Below are 26,292 nucleotides of genomic sequence, written 5' to 3'. Positions count from 1 at the left end.
GGTTTTATGCGATGGAATGAGCTGCGCTGATAAGCGCGTGGTGAAGGGAGGCCGCGGAGGAGCGCGGTCCCAATACTGCCATGTGATCCTCTGCCCGGCGCCAGAGGAATACGCCGAGATGTTCCAACGTTCCCCGAATAACGCGCCCTGTTGTCATATTGCGCACAGGTGCATTGCTGAGCCGTTCGAACAGATCGCAGAGTGTCGGACCGGCGACATCGAAACGGCACCAGCCATCGGTCTGTTCGACCACCGAGGCAGCCGCACCCACCACTTGTTTCAGATCACGCGCCAGCAATTCATGGCGGTCATGCGGGGCCGAGATCATCCATTGAGCGGGTCCGGTCCAAAAAACGGAGATACCCCCCGAGTCTGAAGATGTGCCGACATCTGGAAGCGTCATGCCATGCACCGAACCAAGAGCCGCCCGCAGTGCCGTTTCCTGATCTTTGCGCGCTGTAACCGAGGCCAGGGCCTGGTCTGTCACCTCTGAGATGGTCAGGTCGCCGACCCGGTCAATCCGGGCCGTATCGCTGCCAAGTGGGCTGATTGGACTGAGCTTATGCACGGAGCTTCTCCCCTTCCGGGTCAACAAAATGTGGGCTGACAATCTCAACCAGGACTGTTTGGTTTTCCAACGGGTTCACAAGGCGCAGCCGTTCTCCTGTGCGGTCCGACCCACCTTTGACAAAAGCCAGGCCGATCGCGCTTTTCAGGATGGGTGAATAGGCCGCGGAGGTGACATATCCCTGATCATGTGCCGCATCCACGGGGCCGTCGGCTGCCATCAGATGCCCCCCGGCAGGCAGGCTGTCGCTGCTGTTGACGGGGCGAAGCCCTACCAGATGCAGCGCCGCTTCGGTATTCATCCCCTCGCGTCGGCTGAGGACATTGCCAATGCAGTCCTTGCTGGTTGAGACCATGCGCCCGAGTCCGAGGTTTAGTGCGGATGTTGTCCCGTTCAGCTCATTGCCGGCGGCGTGTCCTTTTTCGATCCGCATGACACCCAGAGCTTCTGTGCCATAGGGGGTCACGTCGAATTCCTCACCGGCGGCCATCATTTCCCGCAGCAGCGCGTCGCCATAGCGTGTCGGCACCGCGATTTCATAGGCCAGCTCACCGGAGAAGGAGATCCGGAACAGTCGGGCGCGGCATCCGCCGCAGACGGTGATTTCGCCGCAGCCCATGAAGGGAAACGCTTCGTTTGAGATGTCAAATTCTGGGTCGACAATCTTCTGTAGCAATCTCCGCGCATTTGGCCCGGCGACGGCATATTGTGCCCAGGCCTCGGTTGTCGAAATCAGTTGAACATCCAGATCAGGACACAGGCACTGACGCACGAATTCCATATTGCGATAGACCAGAACCGCATTGGCCGTGGTTGTGGTGACGACAAAATGATCCTCTGCAAGACGGGCCGCAGTGCCGTCATCATAGGCGATACCATCCTCACGCAGCATGAGCCCATAGCGCACCTTGCCAACCGGTAATTTGGCAAACCCGTTTGCATAAATCATGTTGAGGAAGGTCGCGGCATCCGTGCCCTGAACGTCGATCTTCCCCAAAGTGGTTACGTCGCAAATGCCCACCGAATTACGCGTTTGCAGCACTTCGCGGTCGACGGATTGGCGCCAATGGGTTTCACCGTCACGCGGGAACCACTGTGCGCGCAGCCAGTTGCCGACCTCAACGAACACCGCGCCTTGTTCCTCGGCCCATTTGTGACTGGGTGTCAGGCGGGTTGGGTGGAAATCCTTACCCACCGCTCGCCCCGCCAGAGCGCCCATCGCCACCGGCGTATAGGGCGGACGAAAGATGGTCGTGCCGGTTTCCGGGATTGACTTGCCGGTGAGCTCGGCCATCACTGCCAACGCGCCAAGGTTCGAGGTTTTGCCCTGGTCGGTGGCCATGCCAAGTGTGGTGTAGCGTTTCAGATGTTCCACCGAGGTGAAGTTTTCCTGATGTGCCAGCTTCACGTCCTTTACCGTCACATCATTCTGGAAATCCAGCCAAGCGCGCTTTGCGCCTTTGACCTGCCAGAACGGGGTCAGCGAGACGGGTGCGTCTTCAGCACGGGGCAGATCGGCTGCACCGGCCGAGATGCCGAGATCGGCAAGCGCCTCGATCGTTTTCTGGGCTCCCCCCGCAAGGGCCTGTGCGGTGGTCATATCTCCCATAGCAGCCCCGGCGACCAGCTGACCGGTTGGCAGCCCTGCGGCCGGAACAAAAGACTGGATGGCCTCGTTCCAGACGGGGCGACCACGCTGGTGGCACGTCAGGCCCAGGTTGGGATTCCAACCCCCGGACATGGCCAGCGCGTCGCAGGCGATTGTTCGGGTTTGCCCATTTGCCAGGCGCAGGGTGACAGACGTCAGGCCAAGCCGCCCCTTGGTGTCGGTAATCTCGGCACCTGCCAGAACTTCGGTTCCCGGCAGGGCTGGCGCATCCGGTCGCACGTCAATGATCGCGGGGACCTCGACACCCTTTGCCATGAGGTCACGAGCGGTTTGATGTGCATCGTCATTGTTGGCGAACACCACGACCGAATGGCCGGGGGTCGCCGCCCAGCGATTGGCATAGGCACGCACGGCGCCCGCCAGCATAATGCCGGGCCGATCATTATTTTCAAAGGCGATCGGTCGCTCAATGGCTCCCGTGGCGATCAGCGCGCGTTTGGAATAGATCCGCCAAAGGGTCTGACGCGGTTTGCCAGCTGCGGGTTTTGGCAGATGGTCGGCATTGCGCTCAACCGCACCATAGATACCGTGATCATAGGCGCCAAAGACTGTGGTGCGAGGCATCACCCGCACATTCGGGAGCGTCGCAAGCTCTGCCTGTGTCTGGTCCACCCAGTCCGGGCCTGACATATCGGACAGAGCCTGAGTTTCACTTAGCAGACGACCGCCTAGGTGACTATCTTCATCCGCGAGAATGACCTGAGCGCCAGCGCGCCCTGCGGTCAATGCTGCGGCCAGCCCGGCTGGTCCGGCGCCTATGATCAACAGATCACAGTGCAGATATCCCTTGTCGTAGGCGTCGGGATCCGCCTCACCGGTCAGGCTGCCAAGGCCGGCTGCCTTGCGGATGATCGGTTCATAGAGCTTTTCCCAGAATGCTTTGGGCCACATGAAGGTCTTGTAGTAGAACCCTGCGGTCAGGAAGTTCGAGAACCGGTCATTGATCGCCATCACGTCATGTTCGAGCGATGGCCAGCGGTTCTGCGATTGGGCCTCCAATCCTGCGTAGAGTTCGATAACCGTGGCGCGCGTATTCGGTTCCTGACGACCACCGGACCGCAGTTCAACGAGGGCGTTCGGCTCCTCGCTGCCCGCGGTCAGCACGCCCCGCGGGCGGTGGTACTTGAAGGAGCGGCCCATAAGGCGCACGCCATTGGCAAGCAGTGCTGACGCCAGCGTATCTCCCTGATGGCCTTGGTAGTTCTTACCGTCGAATTGGAACGACAAGCCTGTGTCGTGGTCGATCAGTCCGCCGGACAGACGGTTTTTCAGTGGGGAGTGCGAACTCATTGCAGCGCCTCCTGCGGCGTGTTTGCGGCTCTGTTCGCAAGGGCAACATCCCGCGCCAGTTCAACCTTCAGTATCTCATGCGTGACCGTATTGCGGGTGACGACCAGCCAGGAACGATCGCCCTGTTCATGAAACCACAATTCGCGATGCTCCCCTGCCGGGTTCTGACGCAGATAGAGGTAATCATGGAATTGCTGTAGCGCGGTCTCCGAAAGCCAATAGGGGCGGTTCATAAGGCCAGCATCGCCCAGATAGGTGAATTCCTGCGCGTCGCGTGGGCCGAGTAGCGGATGGTTGATGATCATCTGGACAAGTCCTCAATGCAGGTTCGGTTGGGCGCCCTGGCCCTTTTCGTCGATCATGCGGCCAGTCATAAAGCGATCCAGCCGGTAGGCGGTTGCCGTCTCATGCGGGCGGTCTGTTTTCAGCAGATGGGCAAAGCAGTAGCCCGCAGCTGGCGTGGCCTTGAAGCCGCCGTAGCACCAGCCCCCGTTGAAATAGAGCCCGTCGATATGGGTCTTGTCGATGAAGGGAGAGCCGTCCATCGACATATCCATGATGCCGCCCCAGCTGCGCAGGAGACGCGCGCGACCAAGAGCCGGGATCAGGGACATGCCGCTTTCCACCACATCCTCGACCACTGGCAAATTCCCACGTTGTGCGTAGGAGTTATACATGTCGATATCGCCGCCAAAGACGAGCCCGCCCTTGTCTGACTGGCTGCAATAAAAATGCCCGGCGCCATAGGTGATCACCCCAGGAATGAAGGGCTTCAGCCCCTCGGAGACGAAGGCCTGCAGAACATGGCTCTCGATGGGCAGGCGCATCCCGGCGAGGGCCATGACCCGGCTGGAATTGCCAGCAACCGACACGCCCACCTTTCCCGCGCCAATGTAGCCGCGAGAGGTTTCGACACCGCGCACCTTGCCTCCGTCGATACGCAGGCCCGTGACCTCGCAATTCTGAATGATATCGACGCCGCGCTGATCCGCGCCCCGGGCATAGCCCCAGGCCACCGCATCGTGGCGCACCGTACCGCCGCGCCGGTGCAGCAACCCGCCCTTGATCGGGAAGCGGGCATCGTCGAAGTTCAGGAAGGGATACATGGCGCGTACACCGGCGGTATCCAGCAGTTCCGCGTCCGAGCCGTTCAGGATCATCGCATTGCCGCGGCGCCGGGCTGCGTCGCGCTGCGCATCGCTGTGGATCAGGTTCAGGATCCCACGCTGGCTGACCATCGCATTGTAGTTCAGATCCTGCTCCAGGTTTTCCCAAAGCTTGAGCGAGAACTCGTAAAAAGGCTCATTGCCATCCAGCAGGTAGTTGGATCGGATGATGGTTGTATTGCGTCCGACGTTGCCGCCACCAATCCAGCCCTTTTCCAGCACCGCGATCCGCGCGCCGCCGAACTCCTTGGCGAGGTAATAGGCAGTGGCCAGACCATGGCCGCCGCCCCCGATGATGACGTAATCGTAGGCGGGCTTTGGCGCTGCATCGCGCCATTGCGGGCGCCAGCCTTTGTGCCCGCTCAGAGCTTCCTTGATCAGTCCAAACGCAGAGTATCGCATGGGGGCTCCTGTTTCTTGCCGCACCAGTTGCCGCGAATTCGAGGGATCTTGCCGATGCGCTTTCGGACAAGATTCAGGTCAGAATCGACATTCGGGGCCTGGGCCCCTCGCCAGTCTTTGCAATCTTCGATCCCGAGTGCTTGGAGGGGTCATCCTACAGGGCCGAAAGTGGCGATGATTCCGGAGCGGGTCCAGTCGGTATTGGCGGGCGAGGCGCATGAATTCCACCACGTGGAATACGGCTCTGGCGTCATGGATGCCGGTCTGGATTTACCCGATCATCGGTCCCGATTACCCACAAAAACGGTACCAAGATGACACAGAGCCAAAATCGAGAAGAGTTCCGCGCGTTGATAGCTGATGTCGATGATGTGGTTGTGGACCGCTTAATGGTCGGTGCCGTTGATCTCCACGTGCATTCAGGACCCTCGATCATGGAACGCCAGATCGACCATATTCAGGCGGTCGAGCAAGCGGCGGCTGCCGGAATGAGTGGCATCCTGTTCAAGGACCACCATTACTCGGCTGCACCCTTTCTGCCGATGATGAAGCGTCTGGTCGGGGATCTGGGCGTAGCGATGTATGGCGGGTTGGTTCTGAACAACACGACCGGGGGGTTCAACCCGCATGTGGTTGATTCCCAGTTGAAACATGGCGGTACGATGATTTGGATGCCGACGGCGCAATCGGCCAATCATATCCGTTCGTCCTTTCGGAAATCGCGGTTGGCGATGAATGTGAAGCTCAAGCCTCCACGGCTTTTGACCGTCGTGGACGATCGGGGGGCGATCATTGATCCGGTCAAAGAGATACTGGATTCAATTGCCGAGTTCGATGCGGTTCTGTCCTCAGGGCATCTTCACGTCTGGGAGATATGGAAGCTGTTTGAGGAAGCCAAAACGCGTGGGGTGAAAAAACTGATCGTCAATCACCCAATGTACGGGCTTCACTTTACCTACGACGACATTCGCGAGATCGCCGAATTTGGTGCGCTGGTTGAGCAATCTGCCTGCCTGTATGTTGATAGCCGCTTTAACGTGTTCGAACCGCATCTTCTGGCTGACCACATCCGCGCTGCCGGTGTCGAACATTCTTCGATCGGATCAGATTTGGGTCAGATCGACAATCCAACTCCGGTCGAAGGAATGCGACAGGCGATCAAGCTGTGCCTCGTCAGCGGCTTCAGCGAGGATGAAATTCGCCTGCTGGTGCGGGATAACCCGTCGCGTCTTGTTGGTCTGCCGCTGGCCTCCGACGTGTGAAAGGGCAGGATATGACCTATGTTAAGGGCGGATTTCGTCAGAGGTTTCTACACGAAACCAATCTGACCGGGAGTTTTCTGAAGATTGCGCATACCATGCCTGCGGAAATCCTCGGGGTGGTCGGCTATGACTTTGTAGTGGTCGACGAGGAGCACGCTCCGATTTCTCGTGAGGCCACGGATCGGATCGTTCTGGCCTGCAAGGCGGCAGATATTGGCTGTCTTGTTCGGGTAAAGAGCGCCGAACCGGCGGACATCCTGTCGGCTTTGGATTGCGGTGCAGACGGGATTCTTGTTCCGCATGTTGACACAGCACAGAAAGCCAGGGCGATCGTCTCCGCCGCGCGCTATCGCGGCGGATCGCGGGGCTATTCGCCGACGACGCGTGCGGGTCGATTTGGGGAGGTCACGCTCGCCGAGCATGTTGAAAAGGAAGACAACAGGGGCCTGGTCATCGCGATGATCGAGGATCCTTTGGCGGTCGAGCAGATTGACGCGATAGTGACGACCGATGGGCTGGATGGTGTGTTTATCGGGCGCGGCGATCTGACCGTTGCCTATGGCGAAACAAAGCCCGGGTCAGAGCCTGTATTGCGGGCGACAAAAACCATCTGCGCAACGGCGCGGGCGCACGGGGTGGCGATCTGCGCCATGGCGGGTTCGGCCAAGGATGCCGGATGGCTCTGCGGACTGGGAGCGACCGCCTTCGTGCTCGCGTCTGATCAGACGTTCATCCGCGATGCGGCCCGCGCGCGGCTTGCCGAGCTTCGCAATGCCCTTCCCGCAGTACAGGAGTGACTGATGGCCTATGACAAGACAGACCCGCGGTCGGCGCTGCGCACAAAAGCCGCGGCCAAGCCCAGAACGGGGCTAGTAGCGATTCCGCAGATTGGTGAGTTCGACAAGATCGACCCCGCTGTTCGCAGCAGCGACGGCCTGACATGGTGCCTGAGAGGCCAGAACTTTGTTGTCATGCGCACCGAAGCGGAACCGGGAGGCAGTTTTACCAGACAAAATCAGTGCGACGAATATGTTGTCCTGCTGCCGGAGAACGGCGCGACGATCACTGTCGGCGGTAATTCCTGCGACGTGCCTGGGAACTCCATTGCCTTTGTGCCACCCGGCGACAGCGCAGTGATCCTTCCCGAAGGGGGGCGTTTTTTCCGGCTGTTCACCAGCCGATCAATGGATCTGGTGGCGCTTTGCACCAATGGTGACGCTTATCAATCGCTGCGCAGTCATATTCCGCCCTTGCAAGACTGGCCAAAGCCCACCGATGGGTGGCAACTCCGGCATTACTCGTTGGATGTCCCGCCAGAGCCGGGTCGATTTGGCCGGATTTTTCGATGCACCACCTTCATGGTCAATGTGCTTGATCCTTATTACGGGCCACGCGACACAACCAAAATGTCGCCACATCATCATGATGATTTCGAACAATGCTCACTGGTGCTTGAGGGCGCTTATTCGCATCATTTGCGCTGGCCCTGGACCACGGATATGGCGGATTGGCGCCCTGATCAGGAGGTCAAAGTGGGCGCCCCGTCGGTGACTGTTATTCCTCCGCCCGTCATCCATACCAGTCGTGCGACGGGTGCTGACAGAAACGCAATGGTTGATGTCTTCTGTCCCCCGCGTGAGGATTTCAGTCTGAAACCCGGTTGGGTGTTGAATGCGGCTGACTATCCGATGGCGGGCTGACCGGATCGGAAAAGTCTTTGAAGGAAATGGCGATGAACGAACGAGTTGGCGTTGTTGGGCTTGGCAAGATGGGCGCGGCACTTGCGGCAAGATTGGCTGAACAGGGCTGTTCAGTTTCGGGCTGGACGCGGAGCGGGGTGGACCTGGATTGGGCCGATGCGCGGGGAATTGGTGCCCCTGCCATATTGGACGATCTGGTTGCGGAGGTCGATATTGTCCTATTGTCGCTGTTTGACGACGGGGCGGTCGCGGCAGTGCTGGACCGGCTGATAACCTGTGATTTGCGTGGCAAGCTGGTTGTCGACACCAGCACGGTTAATCCGGCCACGCTGAAAGGATATGCCGACAGGATCACGGCTGCCGGAGCTGGGGTTCTGGACGCGCCTGTTTCGGGCTGGCCCAAGGTTGTCTCGATGGGACAGGCAGGCGTCTTTATCGGCGGTGAGCCTGTTGATGTGGCCCGCTTCGTGCCGGTGGCCGAATTCTTTGCAAACCGGGTTTTTCACGTCGGCCCGTTGGGCCAGGGGTTGGCGGCAAAAATCGTCAATAACATCATGCTGGCCAGCTATTGGCAGTCGCTGCGCGAAGCGCTCGGGGTAGGGCGCAGCCTCGGCCTGCCGGGTGAGTTGATGTTGGACATTCTGATAAGCGGCCCTGCAGCAAATGGTGCTCTTTCCGGGAAGTCCGAGATTATTTTGGGCAAAGAGAGCCCGGCGAGCTTTACAGTCGCCGGCATTGCCAAGGACCTAGGGGTGTTTTGCGAGGTGGCAGCCCAAGGCGGAGTCGCGACGCCAGCCTTGCAGGCTGCGCTTGAAAGCTTCACCCAGTTTCGGGATGCCGGGTATGCAGATCGCGATTTCGCGGCCATGCCGGGTGCAATTCTGAAGGATGGCAATGATGTTCTTTGAACCGTCAAAAGGGCACGGCTTGCCACATAACCCTATCTCTGCCTGCGTTGCGCCACGGCCAATTGGCTGGATTTCGACTGTGAGTGCCGATGGCATCCATAACCTTGCGCCGTTCAGTTACTTTAATCTCGTGCATAATTTTCCGCCCACCGTCATGTTCTCGTGCAATGGGTTGAAGCCGGACGGCACGCCCAAGGACAGTTGGGTCAACGCTGAGAATACGGGTGAATTCGTCTACAATGTCGCCACCTATGATCTGCGCGAGGAGGTCAACCTGTCCTCGACTGCTTGGGGCAGCGAGGTTAGCGAGATCGACGAGGTCGGGCTAGCTTCGGTCCCGTCTAGGCTGGTCCAACCGTTGCGGGTTGCGGCTTCTCCCATTCAGTTTGAGTGCAAGACCATCGAGGTGCTGCATTTGCCAACTGAACGTCCTGAGAACCCCAATACGATCGTGTTTGGCCATGTGGTTGGTGTTCATATTGACGATGCCTGCCTCACCGACGGGATGGTGGACTACAACAAGGTCAGGCACATCAGTCGCCTGGGCTATCTGGATTTCGCCGAAATGGGGCCGCGATTTCAGTTGCCTCGGGTCTACGTCAAGAAAGAACAGGATTGAGATGATCAGGTACGATGCGCTGCGGCGGCTGACCGGCGATCTTTATGATTGGTCATTAAAGAAGATCCCCGAGGACACGAAAGCACGGCTTGCCGAAGCCTATGCCGAGGAAACCGGTGAGAACGCTAAGAAGGTGCTGAACTTCATGATCCGCAGTTCGGAGCTGGCCGAAGAACACGACCGGTTTTTGTGCTCGGATGCGGGTGTGCCGGTCTATTCTGTTAAGATCGGCAGTCAGGCACGGTTCGAAGGGGATGTGAAATCTGCCTTCGTCGATGGTTTTGGCGATCTTGTTGAGCGCATCGATCCGCCGCTTTTGAAATTTGTTCAGAACCCTCTGACAAACGAACGCTCCTATCAGGGCAAGGATATGCCCATCATCAACTGGGATATCGTCGATGGCGCGGATTACATTGACATCACATGTTCACCCAAGGCGCTCGGCTCAGGTCGTTGGGCGGCGCTGGAGATCTTTGTTTATCCTGGACTGGCCGATATTGAGGAGTTCATCTTCAAGACGGTGATCAAGGCCGGTTCGCAGCATTGCCCGCCCGTCATGATTGGCGTCGGTATTGGCGGGTCCTTCGATCAGGCTGCAAAAATCGCAAAGAATGCGACCTTGCGACCGATGGGTACGACAAACCCCGAGCCGATCCTGGCAGATATGGAAAAGCGTTTGCTGAAGGCAATCAACAAGCTGGGTTTCGGTCCAATGGGGCAGGGCGGCGATACGACAGCATTGGGCATCCATATCGATTATTCCGCCGGTCATGGGTTTACCCCCGTGGCAGTGTGCTTCAACTGCTGGATCAACCGTAGAACCCGCGCGCGCCTCTATAACTCAGGCAAAATCGAGCGGATCGAATGACCAATACGCAATCCCAGAGCCACAATTTGACCTTGCCGCTGCAACAGGATTGTCTGGACAGGCTTAGGATCGGTGACCTTGTCTATCTCACAGGGGATATCGTTGTAACCGTTGGTCTGCCGACGCATAAGCGGATGAAGGACTGTCTGCAAGCGGGGGTTGAGCTGCCGATAGACCTCAAAGACGGTATGTTGTGTCAGGTCGGTGCTTATATCGAACAGAGTGGATCCGACAAAACATGTCGCTACATCAACCCGTCAACCAGCACGCGATTTGAGCCCCATCTGCCAGCGATCATTCGCGCCAGTGGGGTAAAGGCGATCGGTGGAAAAGGCGGTGTCGGTCCGCAGACGGTAGAGGCAATGCGCGAGATGCGCTGTGTTTATCTGTCATTTGTGGGTGGGGCCAGCGCATTGACGTCAGAGGCGGTCGAAGATGTAATCGACGTGGCGTGGACAGATCTCATCCTGCAATTTCGGCTGACGCGCCTGCGCGTGAAGCAATTGGGCCCCTTGACCGTTGGTGTCGATGTGCGTGGCAATTCTCTCTATTCCGAGTTGCAGGCCCAAGCGGATTCCCGCTTCGAGGCGCTGATGAAAGAGTTGAACGAAACCCGAGCACGTTGACACAGCTCTCAGGTCAGATCGCGGACATTGCTGGCGATCTGTTTGGCCGCATCCTGTAGCGGGCGCAGAAAGTCGCGAACGGCATCCGCGCGCCGGACGGCCGAGCGGAAATAGGTAATACCCAAAGTCCCCAGTACGCGGCCTTCGCCAAGGATCGGAACCGCGATCGTGTTGGAGCTTTCGTTGCCGGCGGCGCGCAGCCGCTCCGCAAATCCCTGCTGCTTGATGAGGGCCAGTCGCCCTTGCAGCCCGGTTTCTGTGTCGCCTGATTGCGGCGTCTCACTCCTGCCGCGTTCGAATATCGATTTCAACAAAATGCGCTGCTCGTCCTCGGGACAGAAAGCCAGATAGGCAAGTCCCAGCCCATGAAGATCCAATGACAGGCGCATATTCACCGTTGTGTGAAACGGTGAAATCGGGCTGTCGGGAATGGTTGAGAACCGAACCACGACATCGCCCTGATCTGGAATGGCGATTGAGACCGGCCAAGTAACCTGCTTTGTCAGGGCAATGGCATAGGCTCGCCCGGCTTCGACAACCAGCGGGTCATTGTGAAACCCGGCACTAAGCGACATGACCTTTGAGGTCAGAACATAGCCCGACTGGCGTTCATCTCTGCTCACATAACCGATGTGTTCCAGCGTCTGGAGCAACCGCACGATTGTCGGCTTTGCGAGTTTGGTGCGGAGATGCAGTTGAGCAACCGTGGAGCTTTTGACGCGGTTCATTTCCTCAAGCACCGCCATCGCCCGCTCGACGGATCTGACCGGAGTATACCGTACCAACAACCTGCTCCCTTATGCGATGTCCGGAACGCTTACCATATTGTTCCACACAGTGGAACATCCCTGCGCAATCGTTGAGAGGTCGCAGGCAAGACCTGACAGTAAACCACAGGTTAACTCAGACGCTCGTCCTGGTTTTCGACCAAGGGTTTTCAATGGGGCAAAGGCCAGGGCGACTGAGTTCTAACCAGAACAAAGGGCGGAAACCGGACCGCGTAACCGACTAGGAAGTGTGAGAAATAGAAATGACCAAAACGCTTAGAATTATGGGTCCGCTTTTGGCGATGTGCCTGGGCGGTGCCGCCGCGGCGGAAGAGACCAAGCTGCCCGATACGTTGTCGTGGACAGCCTATAATGTCGGAAGCTCGGGCTATAGCCAGTCGGTTGCTATCGGCAAGGCGCTCCAGGACGAATACGGCGTTACGCTGCGCGTTGTTCCAGCTAAAAATGACGTCTCTCGCGTTGTGCCAGTGGTGAGCGGTCAGATCGATTTTGCCGCTGCCGGATCTGGCGTGTTCTATGCAGCTGAGGGCGTCCTCGGGTGGGCGAAACCGGAACTGGGACCACAGCCCCTGCAAATGGTGATGAGCGCATCCGGCAACAACTGTCTCGCGCTTGGAACTGCGGCAGATGCGAATATCGTGACTGCGGCAGATCTCAAGGGCAAGCGGTTGCCTTGGGTTGTCGGTTCACCCGCGCTACAGACCAATGTGACGGCCTTTCTCGCATATGGCGGATTGACTTGGGACGATGTCACCAAAGTCGAGGTAAGCGGGTTTGACGCGGCATGGAAAGCAATCCTGAATGATCAGGCCGATGCGATGACTTCATTTACCACAGGCGGCGGCACCGAAGTTGACGCGTCTCCGCGGGGTTTGCGCTGGCTTGAAACTCCACATGATGAAACCGAAAATTGGGCGAGAATGCAGGCCGTGGCCCCTCATATGGCCAAACGGATCGCAACGGCCGGTACCAACATCTCGGATGCTAACCCGTTGCAATGCAGCGGCTTTCCCTATCCAATTCTCGTGACCGCGCCGGATCGCGATGCTGAGCTTGTGATGAACATGGCAAAGGGCATCGACGAGCAGTTCGAGAGATTTGTCGCCGCCGAGCCCTCCGCCAGCGGCTGGGCCAAGGATCGGCAGAATTTCCAATGGGTCTTGCCGTATCATGAAGGAGCGGTTGCGTATTGGAAGTCGGTTGGCCTGTGGTCTGACGAAAATGAAGCGCACAACCGGTATCTTCTGAGCCGGCAGGCTGTGATCGCAAATGCGTGGCAAGACCTGGAAGACAAAAGCGCCGATGACTTCCAGAAGCGCTGGATGGCCGCGCGTGCAGATGCGCTGCGAGCGGCAAATATGCCGACAGTTTGGGATAACTGATCCATGAGTACGAAGATGGACGACCTAGAAGCGTCGGTCAGCCGTTTCCGACCCGTCGGCAATGCCTGGCTCTGGTTGCTGCGGGCAAGCACCTGCGCCGTAGTGTTTCTTTCGATCAATCAGGCCTTCAATCTGCATTTCTTTGTGGGCCATACACTTCTTGCAAATCAGTATATGTATCTGCTTTTGCTTTTGATCATCCCGTCCGTCTTCATCATCTTGCCCATTGGCAAGGCTGCGACCGACACCAGGGTGCCGTTTTACGATATCGTCCTGGCGGTCCTGACCGGATCTGTGCTGTGCTGGTTTATCGCAAACTCGCTCAACATGATGCAAAATGGCTGGGAACTCGCGGCACCCGCGCGCGCCACCTATGTTTCGATGGCACTCTGGGTCCTGATCTTTGAGGCCTCGCGCCGCGCCGGCGGCACGGCACTCGCCGTTATTGTGGGCGTCGTGTCCCTCTATCCATTGTTTGCCGATGCCATGCCCGGCCCCATTCGCGGGTTTTCCTACCCGCTGGAGACTGCGGCGGGTTACCATGCCATGAGCAACGAGAGCATTGTGGGCATCCCGATGCGGGCGTTCGCCAATCTGGTCATCGGGTTTCTGATCTTTGGTGCAGCGCTACAGCATACCGGGGCGGGCACATTCTTCATTAATCTTGCCTTTGCTCTGCTGGGACATATTCGTGGCGGGCCAGCGAAGGTTGCGATTGTAGCAAGCGGCCTGATGGGCTCGATGAGCGGCTCGGTTGTGACCAATGTCATGACCACCGGTGTGATGACCATCCCTGCGATGCGCCGTATCAAGCTAAAGGCACCCTTTGCCGCCGGGGTCGAGGCCTGCGCTTCAACGGGTGGTGTGCTAATGCCGCCAGTTATGGGCGCCACAGCCTTCATCATGGCCAATTTTCTCGAGGTCTCTTACGCCAGTGTTGCAATGGCCGCGATTATCCCGTCGTTCTTATATTTCTTCGGGCTTTTCATCCAGATCGACGCGCGCGCGGCGCGCGAAGGTATCAAGGGGCTTGAGGCCGCGGAATTGCCATCGGTGCGACAGACGCTGAAAGAAGGGTGGTTCTATATCTTTGCCTTCGCTCTCCTTGTTTATCTGCTGCTTTTCCTTCGCCGCGAAATGCTGGCGCCGTTCTATGCAACTCCAGTGCTGCTGATCATCAATCAGCTGTTCTCAAAGAACACGCGCTGGGGACGTGACGAGCTGCTTGCTTTTGTTGACACGCTGACGAAGCTTTTTGCCGAACTCGTTAGCGTATTGGCGGGGATTGGTTTGATTGTTGGTGCCCTCTCGATGACCGGGCTTGCCGGAACGTTGGTGAATGACCTGCTGTCGATCGCTGGCGGCTCGCCTATGGTGCTTTTGATCATCGGGGCGATGACCAGCTTTGTGCTTGGTATCGGTATGACGGTGACGGCGGCCTACATCTTTCTCGCGATTATTCTTGCTCCCGCACTGGTTGCGACCGGAATGAATGCAATGGCCGTCCATATGTTCATTTTTTACTGGGGTATGCTGTCGTTCATCACGCCGCCTGTTGCGCTGGGGGCGTTTGCCGCCGCCTCGGTCGCAAAGGCACCGCCAATGGCCACGGGAGTTGAGGCGATGAGACTTGGCAGCGTCATCTACTTCATCCCCTTCTTCTTCGTGCTGGATCCGGCGTTAATTCTGGTCGGCAGCCCGGGTGAAATCGTGATCGCACTTAGCATCGCGGTCTTGGGTGTGATGTGCTTTGCCAGCGGTATGCAGGGCTATCTGGCGGGTGTTGGTCGTCTGAAGCTACACGACCGGCTGCTGCTCATTGCGGGTGCGATCATCATGCCGCTCCCCGGGCACACGGTCATCCCGCTTGAAAAGCATGAAATCCTGGGTTTGGCGGGGCTTGTGATCATCCCGGTGGTGGCCTCTGCCTTTCTGCGGGAGCGGCGGCTTGGCAAGATCGAGCTAAGCCATGATTGATGCTTTCCCAATACTGGCCGCCGGACCGGAAACCATTCTGATCCCGGGGCCGTCGATCCTTCCGGATGCCGTGCGCACGGCGATCCAGCGCCCCTCCATCGACATCTATTCCGGGCCGCTTCTCGACGTGACGGCCCGGTGCGAGGCAGGCTTGCAGAAAGCATTCGGCACATCGCAGCGGGTCTTTCTCTATGCGGCCAACGGTCATGGCGTCTGGGATGCGGCGCTCTGCAATACGTTGTCGCGCGGAGATCGAATTCTGGTCTTGGAATCCGGCCGGTTCGCGCTTGGCTGGGGAGACATGGCAGAGGCGATGGGATTACAGGTCGAGATCCTGCCGGGCGACTGGCACCGACCCATCGACACCGACGCGCTGATACGGCGATTGACAGAAGACAGCGCGAACGAGATTGCCGCCATCCTCTGTGTTCAGGTCGATACCGCCTCAGGCGCCTGCAACAAGATCGGTGCCATCCGGCAGGCCATAGACGTCACTGGTCATTCTGCTCTGCTGATGGTGGATGCCATCGCGTCGCTGGGCACCATGCCATTTGCTTTCGACGAATGGCACGTGGATGTGGCGGTATCAGCGTCACAGAAAGGTCTGATGTGTCCAGCGGGACTGGGTTTCGTGGTGGCAGGACCGCGCGCATTGGCGGCCCATGCCTCAGCGGGTCTGCGGTCCCGCTACTGGGATTGGACCGCGCGAATGACGGGTGATCACTACTCTAAATACTGTGGCACGCCGCCCGAACAGCTCTTGTTCGGGCTCGCGGCAGCACTAGACATGATGGAGCGGGAGGGGCTCGGCGCGGTCTTTGCACGTCACGCAGCGCTTAGAGATGCGACACTGGCCGCAATTGGCCAATGGTCGGCGGCGGGCGCGATGGCGAATATTATAGACCCGTCTGCTCGCGCGCCATCGGTATCGGTGCTGAACTTTGCCGACACACACGCGCATAGGATCATCGCTTTCTGCAAGCAACATTGCGGTGTTACGCTGGGCCGGGGCCTGGGCGACTGGGCCAACAAGTCGATACGGATCGGGCATATGGGCCACATCAATGCACCGACCATTCTGGGGGCGATCTCAAGCATTGATTTGGCTCTGAAGGTGCTCGGCATACAGGCCGATGCACGCGGAGCAGGGGCGGCGATAGAGGCCTTGGCCAATCTGGAAGAATCCCGCCCATGACCGACCAAGCACCCTGCATAATCTGTGTGGCAATTACCGGGTCACTGCCCCGCAAGTGGGACAATCCGGCGGTTCCAATTTCAGTTGATGAACAGATCGAAAGCACCCAGGCCGCGTTTGAGGCCGGTGCCGCGATTGCGCATTGTCATGTTCGGAACCAGGACGAAACACCTAGTTCGGATCCTGAGAAATTCGCGCGCCTGATGGAAGGAATCCGCAAGCACTGTGATGGCATGATCGTCCAGCTGTCCACAGGTGGCCGGTCCGGGTCTGGCCGGACGCGGGGAGGTATGCTGTCACTGCGGCCCGATATGGCGTCGCTTTCGGTCGGATCAAACAACTTCCCAACACGGGTCTACGAAAACCCGCCCGAGCTGGTGGATTGGCTGGCAAGCGAGATGGCGGCCTACGGTGTGATGCCGGAGATTGAAGCCTTTGATCTTAGCCATATCGTAAATGCGTGCACGATGGCGCAAGAGGGTAAGTTGCATGACCCGCCTTATGTGCAGTTTGTCATGGGGGTGCGCAATGCGATGCCCGCAGACAGAGCCATATTTGATATCTACCGGGCAACGCTGCAACGGCTGTCGCCGACATCGCCGTGGTGCGCTGCCGGCATTGGCGCTGCCCAGTTGGTTGTCAATGAATGGGCAATCTCGACAGGTGGACACACGCGAACGGGTCTTGAGGATAATGTCAGGCTCGACCGCAATACGCTGGCGCCGTCGAACGCTTCACTCGTGGAGCGTGTGACAGCGCTCTGCGAAAAATACGAGCGTCCTGTCGCGACCACAGATGAGGCACGCCGCATTCTGGGATTGCGGGCGTCGACGCCAGGGCCGCAGGTCAAGGAGACTGTGTGCTCAGGGGAACGGCTGGAAGTCGGCGGGTGACGCATGGCCAAGCTTGAGACCCGCATTGGAGATCTTTGCCTGAAGAACCCGGTGATCGCGGCGCCGGGAGAACATCTGATTGATATCGAGGGGGTCCGTGCTGCGATTGAAGCCGGCGCGGGTGCGGTGGTCGGCAAATCTATCAACGAGTCGCAAGCCGCCAGGCACCAGTTGCAGCAGGCTGAATACACTTTGCTGGATCGAGACTGGAACAAGGTGGATTGGTCCGAGGATGCTCCGCGCGGACTGACGGTGTTTACCCGATCTGGGCTACCGTCACTGACCTTTGACGCTTGGCTCTTGCAAGCTGTGAGTATGGACCGTCTGGCAGGTCAACACGACTGTCTGTTCGTACCGTCACTGGTCCTGGCTCAGCCAGCCGCAGCCCTGGACATGGCGCGCGCGATCCAGGCCGCCGGGCTGAAGCTGCTGGAACTGAACATCGGTACGCCCTACGCCAGCCAGGCGGCGCGCTGTGCTGTCAGCACGGAGCTGGTCCCCGAACGGGTGGCAAGGCTCACCGGAATGATGGTTGAAGCATTAGATATTCCGGTCTGGATCAAGATCTCAGGTCAAAGCGAACGCGTAGGCGACCTCGCTGAAGCAGCGTTTTCCGCAGGCGCCCAAAGCGTGGTTATGGCAGGCCGGTCGCTTGGGTTGGTGCCTGATCTTGAAACACAAAAACCTGTGCTGGACACAAGCTGCGGTATCGGGGGGTATTGGAACCTGCCGATCACTTGCCATTGGTTGGCAACAAGCCGACGACGTCTTGGTCCGGGCTGCCCATTGATTGGCACCAACGGCGCGACAAATGGTCGGGACGTTGCCCGGATGATGCTGGCTGGTAGCAGTGCCGTAGGGCTATCCTCCGAGGTGATGCTGCGCGGCTGGAGGGTGATCACGGACGCGGTGGATGAACTGGAAGCCTATTGCGACAAAATGGGCATGTCTGCCGCCGATCTCATCGGTCGCGCCGCCGACGCACGGCGGACCTATACAGAACTGCCCACCGTCGGGGATCACTGGCGCAATTTTATCCCATCAACAGCGGATGCCGCGCCCGAGGGATGAGGAATTGCGCCCACAAGATGATTGATAATGGTAGTTATGTTAAAAATAGGATTGATTGAGTTGACAAGACAGGCTTGGTTTCATGCACGTAAGGCCGCCGCTAGATCCTGAACGCCTTGGTCAAGTGTGTCTTCTGAGAACCCTGCAAAGCCCATGACCAGCCCTTGCATGTTGGGCGTCTGTGCAAAAAATGACGACAGCGGTCTAACGGAAACCCCGGCCAAATCGGCGCGCTGTGCAGCCTCGACATCGCTCATGCGGCTCTCGAGCGAAGATGTGAGCCTTGCCACCAAGTGCATCCCGGCAGGTACCGGATCCACGGCCAGTAGATCGCCTGCATGGACGCAGATCGCCCGCAGCAGCGCCGCATGTCGTTTTGCGTAGAGGCGTCGCATCCGCCGGATATGGGTGGCAAAATCGCCGCTCTGCATGAAACGGGCCAGCACGGGTTGCAGCATGAGTGACGCCTGCGGGTCGGTCTGTTCCAGCACGGCTCTGACCTGCGACAAAAGTGGTTTTGGAAGAACCACAAACCCTAGCCTTAGTGCAGAAAAGACCACCTTGGAGAAGCTGCCGACGTAGATCACCCGATCCTGATTGTTGAGGCTCATCATCGCCGGGAGCGGTCGACCCTGAAATCGATACTCACTGTCAAAGTCGTCCTCGATCACATAGGCCTGTCTCGCGACGGCCCATTCGATCAGTTCCAGTCGGCGGGAAAGCGGCAATGTCACGCCCAGCGGGTACTGACGCGACGGTGTCACAATCGCCGCTTTTGCCCTCGGTGTGGCTAGCAGTGCGCTCTTGATGTCGAAGCCCGACTGATCAACCGGCGACGGCACTGGGATTAGCCGGTTGTGATGCAAGGCGCGATTGAGGATCATATACCCGGGATCTTCGGTCAGGACCTCATCGCCTTCGCTTAACACGGCAGCCGCGATCAGGCCAATCGCTTCGACGACACCGGAGGTGATGAAGATCTGCTCTGGCGTGCAGGGCAAGCCACGCCATTCTCGCAAATGATCGGCAATCGCGCTGCGCAGCGGCGGCCAACCAAAAGGATCGACGCGCGCCAACAACGCGGCTTCGGGCATACGCCAGGTTTTGTCGTGGTGGCGGCTCCATTGGCGGTATGGAAACAGTGCGATCTCAGATGCGGAGATATCAAAGGTTCGTAACTGTGCGGGCATGTCGGGAGTAGCGTCCGGCATGGCTGCGTCTGTATCCTGCGGGCCTGGTGCTCCTGCCGATCCCGGCAGCTGTTCGGGCAATTCTGCTTCGACGTAGACACCGGATCTGGCGCGCCCTTCCAGATAGCCCTCGCTGATCAACTGATCGATCACGGCGGAGACCGTCACCCGTGACACCGAGAGTTCATCAGCCAATGTCCGGCTTGACGGGAGCTTTGACCCTGGCGAAAGCACATGCTCGAGAATCAGGCGTCTCAATTGAGACAGCAGCTGTGCCTGCAACGTTTCTGGTCCGTCGCGATCCAGTGAAAGGGAGAGCAGTGCCGCTCCTGATCTGGCCTTAGTCATAGCACAACTATTGATAAGTTCGATCAGACCAGTCAAGGCGAGAACTGCCTTTGTGGCCGCTGCCCCCCGAATGGTAGGTCCCACCCACCCTGATCCGGATGGGCGAGAGGAATGCTGCGTTATTCATTCGGACGAACGCGTGCAGCCGTTTTGTTCGCAAAGGCTTCAAGCCGTGCCCGTGCCGCGGGCTGCGTGTTCACAACACCGGCGACCACCGCTTCGGCATAGGCGGCATCCATACCGGACATATTGTTGAGATGGCTGATTGCGGAACAGATCGCGTAGTTGGTCAACGGCAGGTTTTCCGCCGCGCGATCGGCAAGTTCCAATGCCTTGTCAAAGCTGGATCCTTCAGTGATGTATTGCGCCAGCCCAAGGTCAACGGCCTCCTGTCCCTGATAAACACGTCCCATCAGGATCATGTCGATCATCCGTGATTTGCCAATCAAATCAGAGACACGGATGGTCGCGCCGCCACCGGTGAAAATGCCACGCTGGCCCTCTGGCAGCGCGAAATATGTGCTTTGGTCTATCACCCGGATATGGGCTGCGCTGGCAAGCTCAAGACCGCCGCCAACAACCGCGCCCTGCAAGGCTGCGATGACGGGAACCCCGCCATATTCCATCTTGTTGAATGCTTCGTGCCAGCGCAGGCAGACATGCATGAATTCGTCCGGGCTGCGATCCTCTTTCCAATGTTCGACGAGGTCCAGACCTGCACAGAAATGGTCCCCCGCCCCGGCCAGCACCACCGCCTTTACACCGTTGCGATGTGCACCGCTGAAGAACTGAACCAGCTCTTCAATGGTTGCGGTGTCCAGCGCGTTTCGTTTCGAGGGGCGGTTGAGTTTTACGACACAGACACCGTTGTCGCGCACGTCGATGGCGAGGTTCTGATAGGAGCTGAAGCTGTCTTTTGCCAACATGGCGGGATCCTTTTCGGATTAAATGGGTGCCCTGGGAGGGTATGCTGCGGAAGGTCAGAGTCGGCTTGTCTCGTCGAGGATACTCGATGCACCGTTGATGATCCGGGCCCGGTCGCTTTCGCATTCGACCAGGACATGCCGGGCGAAGATCTGGGCGGTGGTGATTTTTTGTGCCATGAATTCAGGATCGCTGCCCTGTTCCAACTCAATCTCGGCAGCACGCGCCGCGCGTGCCAGTTGCCATCCGGCCGCAAGCGTCCCGGTTAGATTGAGGAAAGGGACGCTGCCGGCAAAGGCGGACCTGAGATCATCGCTGCCATTGTCCAGCAACCAGTCCAGGCTGGCGTCAAACGCTTCCCGCGCATCGCCAAGACATTTCGCGATGTCCTGCGCTTTCGGGCTCCCAGTTTTCAGGGCGCTTTCGGTCTCTGCAATCATGGCCGAGAACCGGCGCGCTGTCTGTCCGTCGTCTCGCAGCACCTTGCGTCCCAATAGGTCATTCGCCTGAATTGCCGTGGTTCCTTCGTAAATCGGCAAGATCCTGGCATCCCGGTAGAATTGCGCGACGCCGGTCTCTTCGATGAAGCCCATTCCGCCATGGACCTGCACTCCGAGGGATGCCACTTCGACCGCTCGCTCCGTGCAGAAGGCTTTGACCAGAGGGACGAAGAATTCGGCGATCGGCGTTGCCTCTGCGCGCGTGCTGTCGGTTCCGTTCCGAGACAGGTCCAACCAGCCAGCCGCTGCCATGCTGAGCGACCGGCCACCTTCGACCAGAGCCCTCATCCGCAGCACCAGTCGGCGCACATCGGGATGGCCGATGATGGTCGGAACCTGTTCAGGGTCCAGTCCGATGCCTTGTCCCTGAACCCGCTCCTGGGCGTAGGCAAGCGCGTGCTGATAGGCGCGGTCGGACAAGGCGACCCCCTGAACGCCGACGGCAAAGCGCGCGGCATTCATCATGGTGAACATATATTCCAACCCGCGGTTTTCTGCCCCGATCAGATATCCGGTGGCACCTGCATATTCCAGAACCGCTGTCGGACTTGCCCGTACCCCCAGCTTGTGTTCGATGCTCACACAGTTGACACGATTGCGGTCGCCGGGGTGGCCATTCTCATCAACGAGGTATTTCGGCACCAGAAACAGGCTCAGCCCCCTGTGCCCCTCCGGCGCGTCGGGAGTGCGCGCGAGAACCAGATGAATAATGTTCTCGGAGAGATCATGTTCGCCATAGGTGATGAAAATCTTGGTGCCACTGATGCTGTAACTGCCGTCCTCGCGCGGCTCAGCTTTGCAACGCACGCGACCAAGATCACTGCCGGCCTGAGGCTCGGTCAGGTTCATTGTTCCGCTCCACTTGCCGGACACCAGCGGCCGGAGATAAATTTCCTTCTGTTCATCCGTGCCGGAGAGCTCCAGCGCGTCGATGGCACCATCGGTCAGAAGTGGGCACAGGCCAAAGCTCATGTCCGACGCATTCAGGATCTCCGTCGCGGCAGCTCCGACGGCTCGCGGCAAGCCCATTCCGCCATGGTCCGCAGGGTGTGCCAGGCTTTGCCACCCCATGTCGACAAACTGCGCGTAGGCTTTTTCATAGGCTCTTGGGAGAACGACTTTGTTCCCCTCAAGTCGCGCGCCCGCCGTGTCGGCCTCATGTGACAGCGGCGCGATGAGATCCCCGCAGAACCTGCCAAATTCTTCCAAGGCAGCCTGAGCGTCAGCGCGTTCAATTTCGCTGTACTTGTCCAAGGACACGATCTGCGGCCATTGGGAAAGATGTTCGAGATTGAACATCAGGTCACGGATTGGAGCTTGATAAGTCATTGGCGCCTCGCTGCTGTGCTACCTGCTGTCGCGTATCTACGGTACGGTCAGTTTGCTGCCCATTCCAGAATTTGACAAACGACTTTCCGAAAGTGACAAAACAACCTAATCTGACGCAGTGATGACACACTCCGATCCAGACACGCTGGCGACCGTATCTCTGCCATTCATTGAAGACTGGCTTCTGGCTTTGCAGACCTGCTGTAACGGAGATCAGATGAGCTCTATTCTGCAACGCTGCGGTCTTGCCCCGCTGGTCAAGCCGGAGACTGTCAAACACATGGGCGCGCAGCGGGTAACCCTTGACCAGATCGTGCAGCTCTATCAGGTTGCCGCCGTTGAAACTGGTGATGAAATGACCGGTTTGTGGGACCGCACTGTCCGGCCTCGCGCGCTGCAACACCTGTTGACCACGGTGCGTGCAGCTGGAACCCTCCCGGCGGCCCTATATCGGTTCTCCACATTCTGGAATTTGATACTTGATGACTATCAAGTTGATTTAAAATCTGAAAATACAGATCTCATTCTCAAGATCGTCCCCCGCGGATCGCCTGAGATCCAACGGTTCGGGCATATGCTTATGCTTAAGCTGGCGCATGGTCTGCTCTCTTGGCTGGCGGGCTACGAGGTGCCGGTGAAGGCCGTGCAATTTGCCTTCGATCGCCCCGAATTCGCGCAGGATTATGGTGTCGTCTTTCCAGCCGCCGTAACATTTTCTCAGGGCTGCTCGGCCATCTCATTCGACGCCCAGCAGCTGGGCGCACCTCAGCCCCGCACTGCTGCGGAGTTGGCGGAATTCCTGGACCGCGCTCCGCGTGACTGGATCTTCACCGGCTTTCGGGAGCACCGGCTTTCGCTTCAGATCCGAGAATTCCTCTACCAATCCAACTGGGAAAACTGCCGACTGAGCGATGCTGCGGCAATGCTAAATGTGACACCTCGAACATTGATGCGGCGGTTAGATGCTGAGGGAGCGTCCTTCCAGTCCATCAAGGATGCACTGCGCCGCGATATCGCGATCCGTGATTTGCGAGCCGGGCAGAAGTCGATTGAAGAGATATCGCAGGATCTTGGATTTTCCTCTGCGGCAAACTTTCATCGTGCTTTCCGGCGCTGGACAGGCGGCACAACCAGCTCCTATCGAGCCCTTGATACATAGGCACCGGGCCGCTCGGGTTCAGGATACAGGCGCGACGCATAATCGAGGATCGACCCGAGGGCGGTGAGGCCGTTCATGATTGGTGGCGTTCGGATTTTTCAGGGCAGTACGAATGAATTCGTGCTATCCAAAGACAAATATCAACGGGCCTTCTATGACGCATTCAGACCTCGGGACAGGATCGGACAAAGTTCTGGAGCGCCAGTTGGGTGTGCAGCAGTTTGGTGAAACCATTCTGCTAGACTGCGTAGTGATCCCCGCAGGCAACAGCCATGCCGCCAGGCTGTTCTTCAAATCAGGGACCCATTGCAACGATGTTTTGGCTTCCGACGAAAACACCACGCTAAGACATCGCCCGGATTGCGTTCAGTCCCTCGATCTCGGATTGAATAGCCCGATGGGCCCGGTCGTTATCGCCGTCAACGGTCAAGAATGCCGTGTTGAGGCCCAAGCTGCTGAGACGGACCTTTTTTCCGGGCTGAACGTGATTATAGCGACGCGCAATGGTGAAAGTGCCGAAACGGCCTTTGACTGGCTGACCTACCATGTGTCTCAGCATGGGATGCAGGCAGCCGTCATCCTAGATCAAGCGCCACCTGATGAAAGTCGGCAGTTTATCGCGGCTTTGCAAGGCTTTGCTAAAGAGATTGAGGGGCTCGTGCGCGTGGTCGTGGTTCATTCTGCCTGCCCGCTTGGCAAAAAAGGCCTGCCAGCTGAAGCTCATCCACTGAATGTGTTGGGTGCACCGAAACGCAGGCAGACAGCGCCGCCGGATGACCCCTGGAGGGCGCCGCTCGGTGAGTTCGTGATCTATGAGATCATTCGGGCGCGTTTTTTGGCCAGCGCCCGTGCAGTGGCCAATCTTGATTTATGCGACCTGCTGGCCTGTAACAAAGGTCCAACGATTTTTGATCGCGCGGTTCAGGTCCCTGGTAGCTACACGTGCCTGCATGGGGTGCAGAGCTATCCTTGGCGGGTGCGTCGCGGCAGAAACGCCTCATTTTCCGATCATATCTGTACGCGGTTTGATAGCGACATACGCCACCTGCGTTGGTGCGTCGCCCCGCAAGACTGCCGCGCTGACAGCATTTGGCATCAGTCACAGATCGTAGGGGCGACGCCCGACACGGATCGCATCGCCAAGTTCTCCCGCAGTATGCTCCTGCGCCATCCAACTGAGAAGCTATCGCAAATTGTCCCAAAGGCTGGCCTCGTTGAGGTGCCGGAACTCCTAGATGTGTCGTTGCAGCATTTCGGCGCAGATCCGGTTCGTATGCCCAAGGCAAAGCTTTTGCCCACTGGCGGCAGTGGAACGCGGACGGTTGTGATCACAACGATGAAGAATGAAGGGCCTTTCGTGCTGGAGTGGCTGGCCTACCACCGTGCCATCGGCGTCGATGAGGTCCTTGTTTATACAAATGACTGCAGCGATGGCACCGACAGTCTTTTGCGGGTTTTACAGGACAAGGGCTACGTCCAGCACAGGGATAACCCATATCGCGGAACCGACCTGAAGCCGCAGCACGCCGCGTTTCAAGCGGCGGAAGAAGAACCTGTCGTTCGCACCGCGGATTGGCTTGTCTGTATGGATGTGGATGAATTCATCAATATCAGATGCGGAAATGGGCGGCTCAGCGACCTATATGCTGCGATCGGTGACGCGAATATGATCGCTATGACCTGGCGCTTGTTCGGAAACAATGATGTGTCCAGGTTCTCCGGCGCGTTAGTCACACGAGAGTTTACGCGCTGCGCCCATGAAGTCACGCGCAGGCCGCATCAGGCTTGGGGCTTTAAAACGCTGTTTCGAAATAACGGTGTCTTCAAACGTCTCGGCGTTCACCGGCCAAAGGGGCTGCAATCACAGCACTGGCAGGACATTCGATGGGTCAACGGATCGGGTCGCCCGATGCCACGGGACATATTTCGCAATGGCTGGCGCTCGACCATCGCGACCTATGGATACGACCTAGTCCAGCTCAACCATTACGCGGTGCGCAGTGCAGAGAGTTTTCTGGTCAAACGCGACCGTGGCCGGGTGAATCACGTCGAGCGCGATCAGGGATTGTCCTACTGGTTCAGAATGAACAACAACGCCGAAGACGATCGCTCGATCCAGCGCATGATGCCTGCGCTTGAGGAGGAACTGGCCCGATTGCTGACGGATCCAGACATTGCCGCTGCGCATGAGGACTGCTGCCGAAGGCATCGCGAGAGGATCAGCGAACTCAAAGCGCGCGAGGATATGTTTGCGCTGTTTCAGGACATCACAGGTGAAAAGTTGCGAAAACTCTCGAGGATGCACGCCCATTTCTGCACCACCGTGTTTCTGAGCGGCCCCGAGGTTATTCCTGACGAGGTTGCCGAACGCCCCTTAGGGAGCGACTTTTTTTTCAGCGTGAAGCGGGGCGAGACCAACCATTAACGACAGGAGCGATCCGGGATTTGCGTATGGCTG

At 58.3% G+C, this 26,292-nt stretch carries 22 protein-coding genes; 14 read left to right on the top strand and 8 right to left on the bottom strand.

What is annotated here, in order from left to right:
* Window positions 1-4: 4 nt before the first annotated feature.
* From VWY34_RS00540 to VWY34_RS00525, 4 genes are read right to left on the bottom strand one after another with little or no spacing between them, the layout of a single operon-like run.
* Window positions 5-568 carry a sarcosine oxidase subunit gamma gene (locus VWY34_RS00540; RefSeq protein ID WP_416548979.1) on the bottom strand — a complete coding sequence of 188 codons (564 nt, stop codon included), beginning with the start codon at window positions 566-568 and terminating at the stop codon, window positions 5-7.
* Window positions 561-3,527 carry a sarcosine oxidase subunit alpha family protein gene (locus tag VWY34_RS00535; RefSeq protein WP_416545035.1) on the bottom strand — a complete coding sequence of 989 codons (2,967 nt, stop codon included), beginning with the start codon at window positions 3,525-3,527 and terminating at the stop codon, window positions 561-563. The genes VWY34_RS00540 and VWY34_RS00535 overlap by 8 nt, the downstream gene beginning before the upstream one ends.
* Window positions 3,524-3,832 carry a sarcosine oxidase subunit delta gene (locus VWY34_RS00530; protein WP_340547678.1) on the bottom strand — a complete coding sequence of 103 codons (309 nt, stop codon included), beginning with the start codon at window positions 3,830-3,832 and terminating at the stop codon, window positions 3,524-3,526. Before VWY34_RS00530 ends, VWY34_RS00535 begins: the two co-directional genes overlap by 4 nt.
* Before the next feature lie 12 nt (window positions 3,833-3,844).
* Complete coding sequence (locus VWY34_RS00525; RefSeq protein WP_416535478.1) at window positions 3,845-5,095, bottom strand: sarcosine oxidase subunit beta family protein; 1,251 nt, start codon at window positions 5,093-5,095, stop codon at window positions 3,845-3,847.
* A gap of 314 nt (window positions 5,096-5,409) precedes the next feature.
* On the opposite strand from VWY34_RS00525, the gene VWY34_RS00520 reads away from it, so the two are divergent.
* The 7 genes from VWY34_RS00520 to VWY34_RS00490 are packed head-to-tail and all read left to right on the top strand — an operon-like array spanning window position 5,410 to window position 11,078.
* Window positions 5,410-6,357, top strand: coding sequence for a DUF6282 family protein (locus VWY34_RS00520; protein WP_416545033.1), 948 nt, complete (start codon window positions 5,410-5,412; stop codon window positions 6,355-6,357).
* An 11-nt stretch (window positions 6,358-6,368) separates the two neighbouring features.
* On the top strand, window positions 6,369-7,154 hold the full coding sequence (locus VWY34_RS00515; protein WP_416545031.1) for an HpcH/HpaI aldolase family protein: 786 nt from the start codon (window positions 6,369-6,371) through the stop codon (window positions 7,152-7,154).
* Window positions 7,155-7,157: 3 nt separating this feature from the next.
* The gene (locus tag VWY34_RS00510) at window positions 7,158-8,057 is read left to right on the top strand and encodes a hypothetical protein (RefSeq protein ID WP_416545030.1); all 900 of its coding nucleotides are present in this window, start codon (window positions 7,158-7,160) and stop codon (window positions 8,055-8,057) included.
* A 32-nt stretch (window positions 8,058-8,089) separates the two neighbouring features.
* Window positions 8,090-8,965 (top strand): NAD(P)-dependent oxidoreductase, encoded by an 876-nt coding sequence (locus VWY34_RS00505; protein ID WP_416545028.1) that lies wholly within the window; start codon window positions 8,090-8,092, stop codon window positions 8,963-8,965.
* Window positions 8,955-9,584 (top strand): flavin reductase family protein, encoded by a 630-nt coding sequence (locus VWY34_RS00500; RefSeq protein ID WP_416539602.1) that lies wholly within the window; start codon window positions 8,955-8,957, stop codon window positions 9,582-9,584. Before VWY34_RS00505 ends, VWY34_RS00500 begins: the two co-directional genes overlap by 11 nt.
* Window position 9,585: 1 nt before the next feature.
* Entirely contained in the window at window positions 9,586-10,452 is an 867-nt protein-coding gene (locus VWY34_RS00495; protein WP_416545026.1) for a fumarate hydratase, read from the top strand.
* Complete coding sequence (locus VWY34_RS00490) at window positions 10,449-11,078, top strand: fumarate hydratase C-terminal domain-containing protein (RefSeq protein ID WP_416545024.1); 630 nt, start codon at window positions 10,449-10,451, stop codon at window positions 11,076-11,078. The genes VWY34_RS00495 and VWY34_RS00490 overlap by 4 nt, the downstream gene beginning before the upstream one ends.
* 8 nt (window positions 11,079-11,086) lie before the next feature.
* Here VWY34_RS00490 and VWY34_RS00485 read toward each other — a convergent pair whose 3' ends face one another.
* Window positions 11,087-11,863 (bottom strand): DNA-binding transcriptional regulator, encoded by a 777-nt coding sequence (locus VWY34_RS00485; protein ID WP_416545022.1) that lies wholly within the window; start codon window positions 11,861-11,863, stop codon window positions 11,087-11,089.
* A 245-nt stretch (window positions 11,864-12,108) separates the two neighbouring features.
* On the opposite strand from VWY34_RS00485, the gene VWY34_RS00480 reads away from it, so the two are divergent.
* Genes VWY34_RS00480 through VWY34_RS00460 form a run of 5 tightly spaced genes read left to right on the top strand, consistent with a single transcriptional unit; the run spans window position 12,109 to window position 18,384 of the window.
* Entirely contained in the window at window positions 12,109-13,248 is a 1,140-nt protein-coding gene (locus VWY34_RS00480; RefSeq protein ID WP_416538049.1) for a TAXI family TRAP transporter solute-binding subunit, read from the top strand.
* Between the two features lie 3 nt (window positions 13,249-13,251).
* Complete coding sequence (locus VWY34_RS00475) at window positions 13,252-15,225, top strand: TRAP transporter permease (RefSeq protein WP_416539597.1); 1,974 nt, start codon at window positions 13,252-13,254, stop codon at window positions 15,223-15,225.
* Window positions 15,218-16,420, top strand: a complete 1,203-nt coding sequence (locus VWY34_RS00470) for a pyridoxal-phosphate-dependent aminotransferase family protein (RefSeq protein WP_416545020.1) — start codon at window positions 15,218-15,220, stop codon at window positions 16,418-16,420. Before VWY34_RS00475 ends, VWY34_RS00470 begins: the two co-directional genes overlap by 8 nt.
* Window positions 16,417-17,313 (top strand): 3-keto-5-aminohexanoate cleavage protein, encoded by an 897-nt coding sequence (locus VWY34_RS00465; RefSeq protein WP_416545018.1) that lies wholly within the window; start codon window positions 16,417-16,419, stop codon window positions 17,311-17,313. Before VWY34_RS00470 ends, VWY34_RS00465 begins: the two co-directional genes overlap by 4 nt.
* A gap of 3 nt (window positions 17,314-17,316) precedes the next feature.
* Window positions 17,317-18,384, top strand: a complete 1,068-nt coding sequence (locus tag VWY34_RS00460) for a dihydroorotate dehydrogenase (protein ID WP_416538045.1) — start codon at window positions 17,317-17,319, stop codon at window positions 18,382-18,384.
* A gap of 80 nt (window positions 18,385-18,464) precedes the next feature.
* Here VWY34_RS00460 and VWY34_RS00455 read toward each other — a convergent pair whose 3' ends face one another.
* The 3 genes from VWY34_RS00455 to VWY34_RS00445 all read right to left on the bottom strand — a co-directional run bounded on the left by VWY34_RS00455 (window position 18,465) and on the right by VWY34_RS00445 (window position 22,675).
* Window positions 18,465-19,958: a PLP-dependent aminotransferase family protein gene (locus tag VWY34_RS00455; RefSeq protein ID WP_416545016.1), complete on the bottom strand. Its 1,494-nt coding sequence runs from the start codon at window positions 19,956-19,958 to the stop codon at window positions 18,465-18,467.
* 83 nt (window positions 19,959-20,041) lie between these two features.
* Window positions 20,042-20,848: a methylthioacryloyl-CoA hydratase gene (gene dmdD / locus VWY34_RS00450; RefSeq protein ID WP_416535465.1), complete on the bottom strand. Its 807-nt coding sequence runs from the start codon at window positions 20,846-20,848 to the stop codon at window positions 20,042-20,044.
* Between the two features lie 54 nt (window positions 20,849-20,902).
* Entirely contained in the window at window positions 20,903-22,675 is a 1,773-nt protein-coding gene (locus VWY34_RS00445; protein ID WP_416545014.1) for an acyl-CoA dehydrogenase, read from the bottom strand.
* 121 nt (window positions 22,676-22,796) lie between these two features.
* Here VWY34_RS00445 and VWY34_RS00440 point away from each other — a divergent pair, with 121 nt between their 5' ends.
* Both VWY34_RS00440 and VWY34_RS00435 read left to right on the top strand, forming a co-directional pair.
* Window positions 22,797-23,834, top strand: coding sequence for an AraC family transcriptional regulator ligand-binding domain-containing protein (locus VWY34_RS00440; protein WP_416545012.1), 1,038 nt, complete (start codon window positions 22,797-22,799; stop codon window positions 23,832-23,834).
* Between the two features lie 154 nt (window positions 23,835-23,988).
* Entirely contained in the window at window positions 23,989-26,259 is a 2,271-nt protein-coding gene (locus VWY34_RS00435) for a glycosyltransferase family 2 protein (protein ID WP_416545010.1), read from the top strand.
* Window positions 26,260-26,292: the final 33 nt, after the last annotated feature.

The sequence above is a fragment of the Phaeobacter sp. JH20_02 genome (assembly GCF_048056915.1).
GTDB classification, from domain to species: Bacteria; Pseudomonadota; Alphaproteobacteria; order Rhodobacterales; family Rhodobacteraceae; genus Phaeobacter; species Phaeobacter bryozoorum.
This window is presented reverse-complemented; position numbering and strand designations above follow the sequence as displayed.

Bases quoted from the DNA above. Each gene is read 5' to 3' on its own strand.
- VWY34_RS00535 (WP_416545035.1), bottom strand. From the start codon at position 3,527: ATGAGTTCGCACTCCCCACTGAAAAACCGTCTGTCCGGCGGACTGATC.
- VWY34_RS00530 (WP_340547678.1), bottom strand. From the start codon at position 3,832: ATGATCATCAACCATCCGCTACTCGGCCCACGCGACGCGCAGGAATTC.
- VWY34_RS00525 (WP_416535478.1), bottom strand. From the start codon at position 5,095: ATGCGATACTCTGCGTTTGGACTGATCAAGGAAGCTCTGAGCGGGCAC.
- VWY34_RS00520 (WP_416545033.1), top strand. From the start codon at position 5,410: ATGACACAGAGCCAAAATCGAGAAGAGTTCCGCGCGTTGATAGCTGAT.
- VWY34_RS00515 (WP_416545031.1), top strand. From the start codon at position 6,369: ATGACCTATGTTAAGGGCGGATTTCGTCAGAGGTTTCTACACGAAACC.
- VWY34_RS00510 (WP_416545030.1), top strand. From the start codon at position 7,158: ATGGCCTATGACAAGACAGACCCGCGGTCGGCGCTGCGCACAAAAGCC.
- VWY34_RS00505 (WP_416545028.1), top strand. From the start codon at position 8,090: ATGAACGAACGAGTTGGCGTTGTTGGGCTTGGCAAGATGGGCGCGGCA.
- VWY34_RS00500 (WP_416539602.1), top strand. From the start codon at position 8,955: ATGTTCTTTGAACCGTCAAAAGGGCACGGCTTGCCACATAACCCTATC.
- VWY34_RS00495 (WP_416545026.1), top strand. From the start codon at position 9,586: ATGATCAGGTACGATGCGCTGCGGCGGCTGACCGGCGATCTTTATGAT.
- VWY34_RS00490 (WP_416545024.1), top strand. From the start codon at position 10,449: ATGACCAATACGCAATCCCAGAGCCACAATTTGACCTTGCCGCTGCAA.
- VWY34_RS00480 (WP_416538049.1), top strand. From the start codon at position 12,109: ATGACCAAAACGCTTAGAATTATGGGTCCGCTTTTGGCGATGTGCCTG.
- VWY34_RS00475 (WP_416539597.1), top strand. From the start codon at position 13,252: ATGAGTACGAAGATGGACGACCTAGAAGCGTCGGTCAGCCGTTTCCGA.
- VWY34_RS00470 (WP_416545020.1), top strand. From the start codon at position 15,218: ATGATTGATGCTTTCCCAATACTGGCCGCCGGACCGGAAACCATTCTG.
- VWY34_RS00465 (WP_416545018.1), top strand. From the start codon at position 16,417: ATGACCGACCAAGCACCCTGCATAATCTGTGTGGCAATTACCGGGTCA.
- VWY34_RS00460 (WP_416538045.1), top strand. From the start codon at position 17,317: ATGGCCAAGCTTGAGACCCGCATTGGAGATCTTTGCCTGAAGAACCCG.
- dmdD (WP_416535465.1), bottom strand. From the start codon at position 20,848: ATGTTGGCAAAAGACAGCTTCAGCTCCTATCAGAACCTCGCCATCGAC.
- VWY34_RS00445 (WP_416545014.1), bottom strand. From the start codon at position 22,675: ATGACTTATCAAGCTCCAATCCGTGACCTGATGTTCAATCTCGAACAT.
- VWY34_RS00440 (WP_416545012.1), top strand. From the start codon at position 22,797: ATGACACACTCCGATCCAGACACGCTGGCGACCGTATCTCTGCCATTC.
- VWY34_RS00435 (WP_416545010.1), top strand. From the start codon at position 23,989: ATGACGCATTCAGACCTCGGGACAGGATCGGACAAAGTTCTGGAGCGC.